The organism is Acinetobacter shaoyimingii, from assembly GCF_011578045.1.
GTDB lineage: Bacteria > Pseudomonadota > Gammaproteobacteria > Pseudomonadales > Moraxellaceae > Acinetobacter > Acinetobacter shaoyimingii.
The window spans coordinates 2,942,836-2,958,379 of sequence record NZ_CP049801.1 but is presented as its reverse complement, the minus strand read 5'-3'; the positions used below and the strand labels follow the sequence as shown (position 1 = coordinate 2,958,379).

Below are 15,544 nucleotides of genomic sequence, written 5' to 3'. Positions count from 1 at the left end.
AGTTAAAAAAATAATGAAAATTTTATAACGTATAAAAATACATGTGATTGAAATTTAATCAAAATTTTTATTTATCACAACTCTATACTGCAATGCATTATTATTCAATAAATCATGTTAAAATTCAAAAAACTTTTTAAAATTTGAGATTGGGAGGGCGCTTGAACATACTTATTACAGGCGGTGCTGGATTTATTGGTTCTGCTGTTATTCGTTATATTATTAATAATACTGAACATCACGTTCTAAATATAGACAAATTAACTTATGCAGGCAATTTAGAATCCCTAATTTCTGTATCGGATAATACTAGATATCAATTTTCCCAAACGGATATTTGTGATCGTGCCAATTTAGATACTCTTTTTCAAGAATTTCAACCAGATTTGGTGATGCATTTAGCTGCGGAATCACATGTAGATCGTTCGATTTCTGGGCCATATGCTTTTTTACAAACAAATATTATTGGAACGTATCAATTGCTCGAAGCCAGTCGTGCATATTGGCAAAATTTAGATGATGACAAGAAAAATATTTTCAGATTTCATCATATTTCAACTGATGAAGTTTATGGTGATTTAGAAGGCACAACAGATTTATTTACCGAAGAAACTTCATATTCGCCAAGTTCGCCTTATTCTGCAAGTAAGGCAAGCTCAGATCACTTAGTTCGTGCATGGAATAGAACCTACGGTTTACCCGTGATCGTGACCAATTGCTCGAACAATTATGGTCCATTTCATTTCCCTGAAAAATTAATTCCACTGATGATCTTGAACGCACTTCAAGGGAAACCTTTGCCTGTTTATGGAAATGGTCAGCAAATTCGTGATTGGCTATTTGTTGAAGATCATGCGCGGGCCTTATATAAAGTTGTGACTGAAGGTTCAATAGGTGAAACTTATAACATTGGTGGTCATAATGAAAAAACCAATTTGGATGTGGTATATGGCATTTGTGAACTTTTAGAAGAGCTCGCTCCAAATAAACCTGAAGGTGTGCAAAACTACAAAGACTTAATTACCTATGTAAAAGATCGACCAGGTCATGATGTACGTTATGCCATAGATGCAAGTAAAATCAAGCGTGATTTAGGTTGGGTACCACTAGAGTCGTTTGAAACAGGTTTAAGAAAAACTGTAGAGTGGTATTTAAATCATCAGGAATGGGTATCTCGTGTACAAAGCGGTGAGTATCAGTCTTGGTTGGAAAAGCAGTATCAAGGCTAATTTATGAAAATCTTACTTTTAGGTAAAAATGGTCAAGTTGGTTGGGAATTGCAGCGGGCTTTAGCGCCATTGGGTGAATTGATTGCTCTTGATCGTTTAGGCTTTGATTATTTAAGTGGAGATATGTCTGACCCTGAGGCAGTTTTCAATACGGTTTTAAAGCTTCAACCTGACATCGTAGTAAATGCTAGTGCTTATACTGCTGTAGATTTGGCTGAGACGGAAAAAGACTTAGCAAATGTCGTCAATCATCTTGCTGTAAAAAAGATTGCTGAAGCATGTCAACAGACCAAAGCAATATTAGTACATTATTCAACGGACTATGTGTTTTCAGGTCAAGGTGATATTGCTTTTTTAGAGTCAGATCAAGTGGATCCGGTCAATGAATATGGTCGAACCAAGGCATTGGGCGAACAAGCGATTGTAGAAAGTGGCTGTAATTATCTTATTTTTAGAACCTCTTGGGTCTATGCAACCAAGGGAAAAAACTTCTTAAAAACAATGTTGAATTTAGCACAGCAACGTGAAGAATTATCAATTATTTCAGATCAGATGGGTGCACCAACTTCAGCCGAACTCATAGCAGACGTAACCGCTCAAGCGATTCCTCAGATCTCTACAGATCATAAAAAATCGGGTCTCTATCATTTGGTCGCCAGTGGTGAGACTTCATGGTTTGGCTACGCAAATTATATTTTTGAACAAGCAAAAGTATTAGGTGCTGAATTAAAAATTTCTAAGATTAATTCAATTCCGACAACAGCTTATCCAACACCAGCCCATCGACCTTTAAATTCTAGATTGTGTACACAGAAATTACAGCAGACTTTCAAACTCAATTTACCAAATTGGAAATATGGCGTGCGACGCACTTTAACGGAGCTATTAATTAATGAAAATTAAGCGTAAAGGTATTATTTTAGCTGGTGGCTCTGGAACGCGGTTACACCCAATTACTAAGGGTGTTTCTAAACAATTATTACCAATCTATGATAAACCGATGATCTACTATCCCTTATCTGTGCTTATGTTGGCAGGTATAGATGAAGTTCTCATTATTTCTACACCAGAAGATTTGCCAAATTTTGAAAAGTTACTGGGTGATGGTTCTCAATTTGGAATTGAGTTGAGTTACAAAGTTCAGCCCTCACCAGATGGTTTAGCACAGGCTTTTATTATTGGTGAAGAGTTTATTGGCGATGACCATGTGTGTCTAATTCTTGGCGATAATATTTACTATGGTCAAAGCTTTGGTAAACAACTTGAGTCAGCGAGTAATGTAGAACATGGTGCGACTGTCTTTGGTTACCACGTGACTGATCCTGAGCGTTTTGGTGTTGTTGAGTTTGATGCTCAAGGTAAAGTATTAAGTATTGAAGAAAAACCAACTCAGCCGAAGTCGCATTATGCAGTCACGGGTTTATATTTTTATGATAACCGTGTGGTTGAGTTTGCTAAACAAGTAAAACCTTCTGCACGTGGTGAGTTGGAAATTACAGACATCAATAATGCGTATTTGCATGATGGTTCTTTAAATGTTGAACTGCTTGGTCGTGGCTTTGCTTGGTTAGATACGGGTACACATGAATCATTATTGGAAGCGGGTCAATTTGTATATACAGTTGAGAAAAGACAGTCTTTGAAAGTGGCTTGTCTTGAAGAAATTGGTTTTCACAATGGTTGGATCTCTAAAGAGCAGTTGACTGTAAGTGCAGAAGCATTGAAAAAAACTGAGTATGGTCAATACCTATTTAAATTATTGGACGAAGTGAAATGAAAATTGAAAAGACAAAAATTGAAGGTCTTTTAGTTATCCAGCCCAATGTTTTCGGTGATGATCGTGGTTGGTTTATGGAAAGCTTTAACCTGCAGAAATTTGAACAAGCATTGAATGAGTTAAATTTGCCTATTCCAAACTTCGTTCAGGATAACCATTCACTTTCTCAAAAAGGTGTATTACGTGGTTTGCATTTTCAAAGTGCGCCTTATGGTCAAGGCAAGTTAGTACGTGTTGTTCAAGGTAGAGTTTGGGATGTTGCAGTTGATATTCGACCAGAATCTAAAACATATGGTCAATGGGTTGGGATAGAGTTAAGTGCTGAAAACAAAACCATGTTTTGGATTCCAGAAGGTTTTGCTCACGGGTTCATTGCTTTAGAAGATAATACTCAATTTTTGTATAAAACAACCAACTATTATAACAATGAAAGTGAAGGGGCAATTATTTGGAATGATCCAACACTTGCAATCGAGTGGCCTTTAGATCAGGTCGATGACGTATTAGTGAGTGATAAGGATAAGATAGCACCTAAGTTTTAATAAAACTTTTTTGATATCAATCAAATAGTTGATATTTCAATGTGACTAAATCATATTTTTTTCAAAAAGAAGTGATTTAGTCACTTTAGTATGGGGTTTAAAAAACTACTGAAGTGAAATTCAGTTGGTTTTGGATGAAAATTTAATGAATTTTTTAATTGTTGGTGCTGGATTTAGCGGTGCTGTCGTTGCTCGAGCTTTAGCTGAAGCAAATCATCAGGTAAAAGTAATAGATCAGCGTTCACATATCGCTGGTAACTGCTTCACAAAAAGAGATGTAAGTACTCAAGTCATGGAACATGTGTATGGTCCACATATTTTTCATACCAATAATGAAAAAGTTTGGGAATATGTGAATCAGCATGGAAAATTTAAACCTTATATTAATCGTGTTAAAACAACATATCAGCATCAAGTTTATTCACTTCCTATTAATTTGCACACGATTAATCAGTTTTATCAAAAGCTATTTTCACCAAGTGAAGCACAACATTGGATTGCCTCTATTGCTGATCAATCAATAGATGAGCCTAAAAACTTCGAGGAACAAGCTTTAAAGTTTATTGGTAAAGATTTATATGCCGCATTTTTTAGGGGATATACTAAAAAACAGTGGGGATGTGAGCCTACTCAGTTACCAGCAAGTATTTTGAAGCGTTTGCCTGTGCGTTTTAATTATGATGATAACTACTTTGCACACAAATATCAGGGAATTCCTGAAGAAGGCTACACTCCAATTATTGAATCTATTTTGCATCATCCAAATATAGAAATTCAGTTGGATACGAGCTTTAGTCAAGATATGAAAGATAGTGTTGATCACGTCATTTGGACTGGTCAACTCGATCAATGGTTTGATTATAGTGAAGGTCGCTTGGGTTATCGGACACTTGATTTTGAAAAATATGAGGCAGAAGGAGATTTTCAAGGTACAGCTGTGATGAATTATGGTGATGAAGAGATTCCCTATACCCGTATTTCGGAGCATAAGCATTTTGCGCCTTGGGAAGAACATGAAAAAACGATTTATTTTAAAGAATATAGCCGTCACTGCGAGGAAGGAGATATTCCGTATTATCCGATACGCTTAGTTGATGATAAACATCTTTTGAAAAAATATATAGAAAGAGCAAAAATAGAGCAAAATGTCACTTTTGTGGGGCGTTTAGGAACCTACCGTTATATGGATATGGATGTGACGATTGAAGAAGCTTTAAATGTTTCAAGTCGTATTTTAACTGATATTTCGAATCAAAATTCAATCCGTAGTTTTTACCATAACGAAGCATTCTGACATGAAAAAAATCGAAATTTATGTAGCGACTCATAAAGATTATATATTTCCAGATATTGAAATATATAGACCGATTCATGTAGGAAAAGCACTTAGTGATTTAGAGTTAAATATTCAAACAGATAATTCTGGTGAAAATATTTCGTATTTAAATAAAAATTTTTGTGAATTGACTGCTTTGTATTGGATGTGGAAAAACAGTGATGCTGAAGTTTTAGGTTTAGTTCATTATCGTCGCTATTTTTCTGGATCTGCTGCTTTGCTTCAAGAGCATAAGATATTTAATGTTGCTGATTATCAAGAAAAGCAAGGTGTGAATGTCATTGTTGCTAAAAAAGTTACTTTTTTAAAATCGATCGAAAAATTTTGGAAATTCAATAAAAAAAATTATTTTTCAAACTATGAGCAGTTCTGCTTGAATCATTTTTCTAAGGATTGGGATGAATTAGGTAAAACGATCAATACACTTTATCCCGAATATGTAAAATCATTTGAGCATATTTCAAATTCGAAGATGGGATTAAGCTTATATAATATGTTTATTGCAGATCGAGCATTTGTCGATGGATACTGCGAGTGGTTATTTACCATATTATTTGCATTAAAGGAAAAGATTAATATTGATGATTATGATACCTATCAAGCTAGACTTTATGGCTTCTTATCAGAGCGTTTATTGAATGTTTATATCTATCATCATCGAAAAGAGATTAATTTATCTTATCAAGATGTGTTGATGTTGGAATAAAAAAGAGGCAAAAGCCTCTTTTTTATTTAAATATTTTTCGAATAGGTGCATCAATCAGAAAAGAATAAATCAATTTCAGTGAAAGCTTGACGGTATAAAGTGGTAACAAATATATCGGACAACTTTTTAATGTTAATTTTGTGGTTGGAATAATATGCTTGTATTGTCGTTTACGTATGGCAAATGAGGCATTTCGACTAATTTCTTTGAATAAATATTTATTATTTTTTTTCAGGATAGAATAAAACTTAGGATTTTGTTTGGCTTTCATTTCCCAATAATGGCAAACATCTGTTCTAAACCCAATGACTTCATTTCTAATGGCGATATGATCAATATTTTTGACTGCTCGGGCAATAACGCTTGTGGCATGATACCTAAAGAAATTTAATTTTTGCGCTGTAAAGAAAATCTCGCCTTCTGCTACGATTTTAGACCAAATTGCCCAATCACCAATCCATCTTAATTTCTGGTTTGCGCCACCGACGTGAAAATAGGTTTGTTTTTTAAAAACAACCCCACTAGCATTCGGAATAGTATTTTTGGTCATCATGAACCGTTCAATATATTCTGAACCAAGCATCGTAAAATCTGATTCAAAGATTTCAGAATCGAGATCATCGGTATAGTCTTTCCAGTCTCCAGTTACTATACCTTCTGCATTCATACGATGAGATTGGCAGTAAGCTATAGTCAAATTCGGATTTATTTCAAATTGCGTAACTAAATTTTCTAAAAAAGATAAATCAGAGACATCATCTGACTCTGCAATCCAAATCAGCTCACCTTTAGCTAAACTCAGTCCTTTATTCCACTGAGAAAATGTGGAACCAGAGTTCTGTTCGTTGATAATACAATGTGAAACTTTAGGATGATTTTTGTAAGATAATAATATTTCGGCACTATGATCTGGTGAGACATCATCGAGTAAAATGACTTCGAAATTTTGGTAGGTTTGGTTCAGGATACTTTGAATTCTTTTTTCTAAATAAGGAGCATGGTTATAGCTAGGAACAATAATACTCACAAACATTTTTGACCAATCCTAATGTATCTAGAAATTAATATTCTATATTAAATAAAATATTGTTTTTGTATGGATATTATTAGCAAAAAAAAAATAAATTTCAATAAAAATTACATCAAATATTTGTGTAAAATATTTTTATCAGCTTAATAATAGTAATACTATGAATGTGATGATGTAATTGTGAATTGGCTTTGAGTAATTAATTATAAATTAGCAAAGCTAATTTGGTTTTTAATTGAAATTTTTATTAATATTCATATTTTTGTTCATGAAAATTTGAATATTCAGTTTTCTAAAATTATGATTAAAAACTTATTGTGGCTTTTAATTTTGTGTATATAGGGCAAGCAAAATTAGCTAAGGGATTTACTTTAATTAATCCGAATTTATGATAAAAATTTATTTAAAATCATAAAATTAATGTAATTTTATGATTAATTTTTAGCATTATCAGCTCAAAGCGTACAATTTTTTATGATCAAAATTGTGGTTAATTACTCTATATAATTTTTTAATTATATAAATTTGGATAAAATATTCAAATTTTTTGGATATAGTTGTATAAGGGAATAGTTGGTATTTGCCCAGAAAAGGCTATAGTTGCTAAAATTTGATAACTATATACCTAATTCAGAAACGAAAATTCAGTCTAAATAATTTATTTCCAGATGCAACTTCCTAACAAATTAGTTCTATCAAACATAAACCTTGATATGCTTTTAAAGAAGCATATTATAGTCTTGAGTTGATACTTAAGACAATTTCAAGTTTTTTTAATAGATTTCACTCATTAGATTTAAAATTGATTATTTTAATTAAATTTTCAATCATTTATTGAGTTGTCTTGAGAATTTAATTAAATTATTAAGAATATATTCATTAAAAATTAAAAGTAGATAAAGTGAAAATTTTAAAAAAAATCTTTTATCAAATTAAATACTATTTCATGTATCGAAATAAAAAGCGGGGTAACAATCTAAAAATTGATAACTATGCAAATACTCTTGTACTAAATCCTACGTCTCAATTGTCTTATATCCCAAAAAAAATTTGGATCTATTGGGAAGGAGGTATTCAGCTTTTTGTTCAGGATTGTATAGAAAATATCCGTGTGCGTAATCCAGAATATGAAGTGTTTTTTTTATCACCAGAAAATTTAAGCAAATATTGTGATATTGATTTTACAGGCTTGAATATTAATCTGCCGCAACATAAAGCAGATTTAATTCGCTTGAATTTGTTATATCAACATGGCGGTATTTGGCTAGATGCGAGTATTATCGTTTATGAGCCATTAGATTGGATTCAAACACTCATTGAAAAAAATCAGACTGAAATTTTTGCATACTATCGTAAAAAAAACACCACTGAACTCGATTCACCTGTGATTGAAAATTGGTTATTAGCCAGTACACAAAACAATCCCTTTTTAAAGACGTGGTATTCAGAGTTATTAAAAGCCATTCAGATTGGGCCGAAACAATATATCAAAAATATTCGCAAGACTATGCCTGAGTGTCACAAGATTTTTCAGCGCATGAGTAATCCAGAATATCTGATTTCATATGTGGTTTGCCAAATGATCATGCTCGAACACCAACCGAGTATTACGTTGATCGATTGTGATCAGAATGCATTTTTCTATCAAGTAAAGAATCGTTGGATAAAAGAAAAAACATTGATCGATATGGCGCTAAATCATCAACAGGGTGAATTTCCTAAGCTGATCAAATTTGCAGCGAAGGAGCGAAATCATATTGCTCGATTCTATGAAAAAGGTATGTTTTTTGAAAACTCCCTTTTAGATTTTAAGAAGAAAAATGACTCATAGATCTCTACATCGGCTCATTATCCTCAGTAAATGATCGTTTAGGAAAGCATTCCAGTAAACTATGTTCTGAAAGATTATAAACACGGATATTCTGTTGTTGAGAAGCCAAAGACGCAGTATAAAAAGCAGTTAAAATGGCATCCAGATGCTGATTTAACCATGTGGGTTGTTTATGCTCTTCAGTTTCATAAAATCGAGGTTGATTGAGGTTATTCAAATCGACCCCGATCATATAAATTGTTGTGTAATCAAGACCAAACGCAATCTGTAAAGCTGTATAAGCCACGGTGAAATAATCAAATGTTGCATCTCGATAATTTAAAGAGAAACCAAAGTTCTGATGAAAAAAATAATTGGGGTGATGAATATCTTGCTGTTGGCTTGGCTGCATTAATCGCTCAATTTTGCCTGAACTATAAATTTCAATAATGTTGATGACACAAACAATTTGATCTATTGATACTCTTTTTAAAATTTCATCCATACATCGTATAGTGGTAAATAAATTACAGTCTGATGCAAGGACTTGTTGAACCAGATCAAATCGATGTTGTACAAAATCATGGTCAATAATCACATAGTGTTTAAAATTGATATTGGAAAGCGCAATGGAACCATTTACACCAATAAAATCGACCTGATCATTATTGATAAATTTTGTAGGGATGTGTTTCGCAGAGGGACCTGTCGCAACAAGCATACAAGCATGATTTGAAACTCGAACATTTGATCGATGATCTGCAATGAGTTTATTTCTAAAATAAACGCTTTCGATATACCCATCAGCGTTACGTATGACACGATAAAAAGGCCAATAACGACGATTATGTTTATATGACTTTGGACAGAAAGCTTTATAAATATATTTCGCAAAATTGCGGACAACGTAATTAAAAAATAGATCTGTCATTGTTCAAGATCCTAAGTTTTTGTAATATTTTTTATTAGATTATTGAGGTCTTAGTCATCCAAAATGAAGTTTTGTGTACGTGGCTTCATTTTTCTTATTAACTGCTTAAACCATGATTTTTCTTTAATATCACGGGTTACTCTATTGCCATGATAATTTTTTTGTGAAGCTTTATAGAATGAGCCATAAGGTTCAATCATGTAGTCTTCTAGCTTAAATCCAGCATTTATAGCTTCTTGATAATACTGATCAAATAATGTGGCTAAATCTTGTCGAGGATGCTCGAATATTTCACCATCAAACCAATGTTCAGCATGATTTTGTTTAAGTCTTGGTAAAGCATATTTATGACTAAATTGAGTACCCATATCGGAATAATGCAAAATCTTAATTTCAGATAGATCTAATGCTTCACCATCAATACAATTGTAATGATCTTGATAAGGCTCAACGTATCCAGGATGTTCCTTAATCATTTTCATTAAATTTTTATGACTATCAGGATCATTTTTAACTAACTCAATATTAGGAAGAATAGTCTTGGCCTTTTCACAATCCCAGACGCAGGTACAAAGACGTGCTGTACTTTTGCCACCTTTAGCGGCAACAATTGCATTGCCTTCAATGGGATGTGTCCACAATTCATAGAGATCTGACAATACAATCACATCGGTGTCCATATAAATGGCACGGCCTTCGTATCCACAATAGGATGGAATTGCCCAACGAAATCCCGAAAAAGGAGTCGCCCATTTTTCTGTATGCCAACCTTGTTTACGTTGAGTGTCTGTATACCAAAAGCTTGAAGCATCACGAGAAAGTTGCATCCAAATGATATCGACAGGGATTGAGGTATGTTTTTGAATGCTGTAATCCAATACCATCATTTGTTCTAAGTCACAATTATTTGGATCACACCCCACGAACACTTTAATGTTTTGTCCATTCATATTTTTGCCTTATTTTTTTGAATTATTTTGTATTGATCATGGTATACAAGGCATATTTCAGCCATTTTTGGCATTTTTATTGGCTAAATGATTCGCTCTTTGTATAGTGTTTTGATCAGTTATTTTTTCTAATATATTATTTAATCAATCATTAAGGAAATTGTTTTTTAATAATATTTTTAAACATCTTTTTAAATTAGTTAAAGTGTAGGTTGATCAAATCATGAGGAGACAAGATGGTCGCCACTCGTTTAATAGAAGGTAGATTGTGAATTGTCTTTTTTTAAAGATGTAAATGCTCAATGCAGGTTATGAAAGTCTTTTGATCAATCATCAATTGTATTGATAAGGGAAAACAGAAGTGGAGCATCATCGATGGATTAAAATTTTTCGAACAACATTTTTAAATTTAATGCGATATTGAGATAAAACTTGAAAAAAATAGAAGATAAAATTTTAGTGATTTTAAGGTGAGTGATTGAAATTTTTATGAAATCTATTTAAGCGTTCATTATGAAAATGAAATTTGTAGAAATTTACGAAAAACGATTGAAATTTACAACGTGTTAATTTTGTGTTGACCATGCCAATACGTACATGAAAGGCATGGCTAGTATTTAGTAGACATTTGAAAATTAATTTTTATCGTCATTTCCTTTGATGACCATATAGATTAAGGCAACAATAGAGCCAAAACCTGCGATAAAGCTACTGGTACTAAAGTAAACAATACGTTGATATGTCGTGAGGTTAAATAATTGCTCATTTAAGATATAGCGCATGAATGCCCATTGAGCGATACAAAAGACAATAATAACAATGGTATGACGACGAACATCTGGACGCATGGCCATGAGCAAAATACCTATAAATGAATAGCACTATTATGCCATTTTTCACGATTTATCTCAATTTAGTTCGTAGTATCTATTTATATGCATTAAAAACCCTGCAAGAGCAGGGTTTTTTTACTTAAAATCTAAGACTTATTTAGATTCTTCAGCTTTTGGTTTTTCACGTAAACGAATACCCAAATCACGCAATTGATTCGCTTCAACTGGTGCAGGTGCTTGAGTCAATGGACACTCAGCAGTTTTGGTTTTCGGGAATGCAATCACGTCACGAATAGAAGATGAACCTGTCATCAACATTACTAAACGGTCGAGACCAAATGCCAAACCACCGTGCGGAGGAGCACCGAACTTAAGCGCATTTAACAAGAAGCTAAATTTTTCTTCTGCTTCTTCTTCAGAAATACCAAGCGCTTCGAAAATTGCTTTTTGCATTTCTAAAGTATAAATACGAAGTGAACCACCACCAATTTCAGTACCGTTCAATACCATATCGTATGCAACAGACAATGCTTGACCTGGGTTGTTCTTCACTTCTTCAACGCTTGATTTTGGAAGCGTGAATGGGTGGTGAACAGAGGTCCATTTGCCATCGTCAGTTTCTTCGAACATTGGGAAGTCAACAACCCAAAGCGGAGCCCACTCACAAGTCGCCATGTTCATGTCGTGACCAATCTTGATACGTAAAGCACCCATTGCATCGTTTACAACTTTCGCTTTATCTGCACCGAAGAATACGATGTCACCATTTTCAGCGCCAACACGTTTCAACAAATCAAGTACGATAGGCTCGATGAATTTCACGATTGGAGATTGAAGACCTTCAATACCTTTTTCAAGTTCATTGACTTTAATGTAAGCCAAACCTTTCGCGCCATAGATGCCGACAAATTTAGTGTATTCGTCAATTTGACTACGTGGAAGAGAACCTGCGCCTGGTACACGAAGTGCAACAATACGACCTTTAGGATCTTTAGCAGGACCTGCGAAAACTTTGAACTCAACGTCTTGCATCATGTCTGCAACGTCAACCAATTTCAAAGGGATACGTAAATCAGGCTTGTCCGATGCATAGTCACGCATAGCATCTGCATAAGTCATGCGTTGGAATTTATCGAATTTCACGCCAAGAAGTTCATCGAACATCTTCACGGTCATACCTTCCATCAAATCCATAATGTCATCATCGTTTAGGAACGATGTTTCGATGTCGATTTGAGTGAATTCAGGTTGACGATCTGCACGTAAATCTTCGTCACGGAAACATTTTGCGATTTGGTAGTAACGATCAACACCACCTACCATCAACAATTGTTTAAATAATTGTGGTGATTGTGGAAGCGCATAGAAACTACCATTCGAAACACGACTTGGCACTAAATAGTCACGCGCACCTTCAGGTGTCGCACGTGTCAAGATTGGTGTTTCAACGTCAAGGAAACCATGTTCATCTAAATAGTTACGAATTAACGTTGTTACTTTAGAACGGAAACGTAAACGGTCGATCATCTCTGGACGACGAATATCTAAGAAGCGGTACTTTAAACGTACTTCTTCTGAAATGTTTGCGTTTTCGTCATTTAGGGGGAATGGAGGAGTTTCAGAAGAAGCAAGAACTTCGATTTCTTTTGCTAAAACTTCAATCTGACCACTCACCATGTTGGCATTTTCTGTGCCTTCATAGCGACGACGAACACGACCTGTAATTTTTAATACAAATTCAGAACGTGCTTTGTCAGCAGTTGCGAATGCTTCAGGAGTATCTGGGTCAATAACCACTTGTACGAGACCATCACGGTCACGCATATCTAGAAAGATAACACCACCGTGGTCACGGCGACGGTGAACCCAACCGCATAATGTAACGGTTTGGTCAATTTGAGCTTCGGTTAAAGAACCGCAGTAATGAGTTCGCATCATGGCGTAAAAAATCCAACTATATGGGTTAAGGCAGCGTATACGTAAACAGCGTACCGCTTTAGAATGTTGAATTATGCCTCTTTGGGAAATGAGTCACAAGAACTAGATCAGAAATTGGCAAAAATTCGTTTAATACGTTTATGTTGTGTGTATTGATGCAATATAAACAACGCAAAATTATAGCACTTTGTCGCAATACTGGCGTTGATAATTTACCGATCGAAATATTTTCGATAATCCAGAAACAAGAATACAGCACAGCCTAAACTAAAGATGAGTAACCATGCTCGGGAAAATTGGTTAATGGATCTACCAATATAAAGGTATAAATCTTTGCTCCAAAACGCTAGTCCATCAGTCAAGGCAAATTGTGCATAGTTAATTAGACCACAAATAGTTGCCAGTCCAATAAGACCAAAAGCAAACCTCTTCATTTTTGCGGAGATGGCAGTATCTACACGATATAGTCGAATATGTTGAATGATCATCCAAAATAAAATCGGGAGTGCAATAATCGACGTGCTGATTTGTAAAATACGGTGCATGACATATTCATGACCGAATAATACGATTTTTTGATTTAAAAAGTCGTTAAAAGCAAAAGTTCGAAAGTCTGAATGTGTTAAACCATCCCAAATCAAATGTGTGGCAATACCTACAATAAGCGCAGCACAAATTCGAAGAACAAAACCACAAAATTGATCAAAACTATTAATATTAAGGGGTTTTTTTATGCCAATAGTGCGAAAAACGACAGGTCGAAACAACGCATACCAAAGTAAGCAAAAAAATAGACCAATCAATAAGTCAGGAACAATGATCCCTTTCCATTCATGGGTCAATCCATAATCAGAAGAGACAAAGAGCCGAAATAAATCAGGAGTCATCGTGCCAATTGCCAGCGCACTTAATGGTAAAAAATGTTTGCTGAGTTTGGCTAAAGGAGGGGCTAATACAGCATGAGATATCGTAAAAGGCATTTTGGAAAATATAACAAATATTTTGAGCTGAGATTACTACATTTATAAGTTATCTAAGTAACAATAAGTAGCATATTGTTGATATTCATAGATATTGATCATGAAATATTCTTATAGAAGCTACTATATACCTATATATCAGGAAGATAATACTCTATAGGTTTTAAATGAATGCATTATTGGACCAGTTAAAACACTATAAGTTTATAATTTTAATCGGATTTTTATTTCTAATTTTTTCATTTCATTATGCCTTTAATCTTCCATTTCGAAATCACTATATTTCTATCTTTTTTGTTGTCTCTTTTCTGCTTATAAGCATTAAGCATCCAGTGATTCGACCCAGTGTTTATCTGATCGTCTTTTGTATATCTGCTTGTGTGTTTATTACGATACCTGAGTACTTGATGGGGCGATTGGATGATATTCCAAAACAACATACATTTACCTATAAAAATATTATTCGGCAGTATGTTTGGATTGTTCCATTTGTACTTTTACCCACAATTTATCAAGCAATACAGCTACAAATACGCCATTTTTATGCAGTGATTGTTATTACACTCAGTTTTCTTTTTTTATATTTCGTCTATTACGCTTTTGAGCTCAATTTTGATCGCTTAAATTTCGTTAAGTTTTTTGATCCTGTGATTAGTTATGACATCGGGTTTATTTCACTCTGTATCGTGTTGCTCTGTTATTCATTTTTGCGATCTGATCGTGCGTCGTACCTGTACCTTATTGTGAGTTTGTTGACCATGTTTATGTTGATTCTACATGGTTCACGTGGGACATGGCTCGGTATTCCCATTGTCCTGATTGCTTTGACTTATATGTACAGAAAAACACGAATAAAGAAGCTATTGATGATGTGGGCAATGCTGCTAAGTTTTATTTTGATTAATATTCTTATTCCACAATCGCCCATGTTTCAACGTATTGAACAACTACAACGTGATGCTGACCTAATTGTGTATCAGCAGAATTATCAAAATAGTTCAGGGATTCGATTGTTTCTATGGAAACGGGGCATTGATCTTTTTCAGCAGTCACCTGTCGTAGGCAGGAGCATGTATGCAATTCAAGAAGACAATTGCAGATCACAAGCATTAAAACAATTGCCACGCTGCTTTCAGCATTTACACAGCATTTATTTTCATGAGCTTGCAGCACATGGCGTATTGGGTATCTTTGCTTTACTATTTACATTTTTTTCAGCACTGATTTTTTTTGCGAAACAATGCTTTAATCCAGATTTAAATATTCAAAATCTAGCATTTACAGGACTGCTTTTTGTAGTGTATTACATGATTTGTGGTTTAACTGAATACTATTTATTTTTTATCAATACCACATATTTGTTTTATTGGATTACAGCTTCTTTAATGACGATAATCACTTTACAATCATTGAAATTGAAAAAAATTCAAAAATAATGGATAAAATAAAATTTTAAAAATCATATACATATATAATTTTTAG

At 34.0% G+C, this 15,544-nt stretch carries 14 protein-coding genes; 8 read left to right on the top strand and 6 right to left on the bottom strand.

The window, feature by feature from the left end:
- The first annotated feature begins 161 nt into the window (after nt 1-161).
- From rfbB to G8E00_RS13320, 6 genes are all read left to right on the top strand, one after another.
- A complete protein-coding gene (gene rfbB / locus G8E00_RS13345) occupies nt 162-1,229 on the top strand; it encodes a dTDP-glucose 4,6-dehydratase (protein WP_166225340.1) in 1,068 nt (355 codons plus the stop codon).
- A 3-nt stretch (nt 1,230-1,232) separates the two neighbouring features.
- Complete coding sequence (gene rfbD / locus G8E00_RS13340) at nt 1,233-2,132, top strand: dTDP-4-dehydrorhamnose reductase (protein WP_166225337.1); 900 nt, start codon at nt 1,233-1,235, stop codon at nt 2,130-2,132.
- Complete coding sequence (rfbA, locus tag G8E00_RS13335; protein WP_166225334.1) at nt 2,122-3,006, top strand: glucose-1-phosphate thymidylyltransferase RfbA; 885 nt, start codon at nt 2,122-2,124, stop codon at nt 3,004-3,006. The genes rfbD and rfbA overlap by 11 nt, the downstream gene beginning before the upstream one ends.
- Nucleotides 3,003-3,548: a dTDP-4-dehydrorhamnose 3,5-epimerase gene (gene rfbC / locus G8E00_RS13330; protein WP_166225331.1), complete on the top strand. Its 546-nt coding sequence runs from the start codon at nt 3,003-3,005 to the stop codon at nt 3,546-3,548. Before rfbA ends, rfbC begins: the two co-directional genes overlap by 4 nt.
- Before the next feature lie 145 nt (nt 3,549-3,693).
- Entirely contained in the window at nt 3,694-4,842 is a 1,149-nt protein-coding gene (gene glf / locus G8E00_RS13325; RefSeq protein WP_166225328.1) for a UDP-galactopyranose mutase, read from the top strand.
- A 1-nt stretch (nt 4,843) separates the two neighbouring features.
- On the top strand, nt 4,844-5,590 hold the full coding sequence (locus G8E00_RS13320; protein WP_166225325.1) for a DUF4422 domain-containing protein: 747 nt from the start codon (nt 4,844-4,846) through the stop codon (nt 5,588-5,590).
- Nucleotides 5,591-5,612: 22 nt separating this feature from the next.
- On the opposite strand, the gene G8E00_RS13315 is transcribed toward G8E00_RS13320, so the two are convergent.
- Nucleotides 5,613-6,623 (bottom strand): glycosyltransferase family A protein, encoded by a 1,011-nt coding sequence (locus tag G8E00_RS13315; protein WP_166225322.1) that lies wholly within the window; start codon nt 6,621-6,623, stop codon nt 5,613-5,615.
- Nucleotides 6,624-7,521: 898 nt separating this feature from the next.
- Here G8E00_RS13315 and G8E00_RS13310 point away from each other — a divergent pair.
- Nucleotides 7,522-8,451 carry a glycosyltransferase family 32 protein gene (locus tag G8E00_RS13310; protein WP_166012103.1) on the top strand — a complete coding sequence of 310 codons (930 nt, stop codon included), beginning with the start codon at nt 7,522-7,524 and terminating at the stop codon, nt 8,449-8,451.
- 4 nt (nt 8,452-8,455) lie between these two features.
- On the opposite strand, the gene G8E00_RS13305 is transcribed toward G8E00_RS13310, so the two are convergent.
- The 5 genes from G8E00_RS13305 to G8E00_RS13285 all read right to left on the bottom strand — a co-directional run bounded on the left by G8E00_RS13305 (nt 8,456) and on the right by G8E00_RS13285 (nt 14,062).
- Complete coding sequence (locus tag G8E00_RS13305) at nt 8,456-9,361, bottom strand: lipopolysaccharide biosynthesis protein (protein WP_166225319.1); 906 nt, start codon at nt 9,359-9,361, stop codon at nt 8,456-8,458.
- Between the two features lie 50 nt (nt 9,362-9,411).
- On the bottom strand, nt 9,412-10,311 hold the full coding sequence (locus tag G8E00_RS13300) for a glycosyl transferase (protein WP_166225316.1): 900 nt from the start codon (nt 10,309-10,311) through the stop codon (nt 9,412-9,414).
- 635 nt (nt 10,312-10,946) lie between these two features.
- Nucleotides 10,947-11,165 (bottom strand): hypothetical protein, encoded by a 219-nt coding sequence (locus tag G8E00_RS13295; RefSeq protein WP_166012100.1) that lies wholly within the window; start codon nt 11,163-11,165, stop codon nt 10,947-10,949.
- Nucleotides 11,166-11,297: 132 nt separating this feature from the next.
- Nucleotides 11,298-13,082, bottom strand: coding sequence for an aspartate--tRNA ligase (aspS, locus tag G8E00_RS13290; protein ID WP_166012099.1), 1,785 nt, complete (start codon nt 13,080-13,082; stop codon nt 11,298-11,300).
- A gap of 212 nt (nt 13,083-13,294) precedes the next feature.
- Nucleotides 13,295-14,062: a DUF4184 family protein gene (locus G8E00_RS13285; RefSeq protein WP_166225313.1), complete on the bottom strand. Its 768-nt coding sequence runs from the start codon at nt 14,060-14,062 to the stop codon at nt 13,295-13,297.
- A 380-nt stretch (nt 14,063-14,442) separates the two neighbouring features.
- On the opposite strand from G8E00_RS13285, the gene G8E00_RS13280 reads away from it, so the two are divergent.
- Nucleotides 14,443-15,498, top strand: a complete 1,056-nt coding sequence (locus tag G8E00_RS13280) for an O-antigen ligase family protein (RefSeq protein ID WP_227591372.1) — start codon at nt 14,443-14,445, stop codon at nt 15,496-15,498.
- Nucleotides 15,499-15,544: the final 46 nt, after the last annotated feature.

Bases quoted from the DNA above. Each gene is read 5' to 3' on its own strand.
- G8E00_RS13315 (WP_166225322.1), bottom strand. From the start codon at position 6,623: ATGTTTGTGAGTATTATTGTTCCTAGCTATAACCATGCTCCTTATTTA.
- glf (WP_166225328.1), top strand. From the start codon at position 3,694: ATGAATTTTTTAATTGTTGGTGCTGGATTTAGCGGTGCTGTCGTTGCT.
- rfbD (WP_166225337.1), top strand. From the start codon at position 1,233: ATGAAAATCTTACTTTTAGGTAAAAATGGTCAAGTTGGTTGGGAATTG.
- G8E00_RS13305 (WP_166225319.1), bottom strand. From the start codon at position 9,361: ATGACAGATCTATTTTTTAATTACGTTGTCCGCAATTTTGCGAAATAT.
- G8E00_RS13300 (WP_166225316.1), bottom strand. From the start codon at position 10,311: ATGAATGGACAAAACATTAAAGTGTTCGTGGGGTGTGATCCAAATAAT.
- rfbA (WP_166225334.1), top strand. From the start codon at position 2,122: ATGAAAATTAAGCGTAAAGGTATTATTTTAGCTGGTGGCTCTGGAACG.
- rfbC (WP_166225331.1), top strand. From the start codon at position 3,003: ATGAAAATTGAAAAGACAAAAATTGAAGGTCTTTTAGTTATCCAGCCC.
- G8E00_RS13285 (WP_166225313.1), bottom strand. From the start codon at position 14,062: ATGCCTTTTACGATATCTCATGCTGTATTAGCCCCTCCTTTAGCCAAA.
- G8E00_RS13320 (WP_166225325.1), top strand. From the start codon at position 4,844: ATGAAAAAAATCGAAATTTATGTAGCGACTCATAAAGATTATATATTT.
- aspS (WP_166012099.1), bottom strand. From the start codon at position 13,082: ATGATGCGAACTCATTACTGCGGTTCTTTAACCGAAGCTCAAATTGAC.
- G8E00_RS13295 (WP_166012100.1), bottom strand. From the start codon at position 11,165: ATGGCCATGCGTCCAGATGTTCGTCGTCATACCATTGTTATTATTGTC.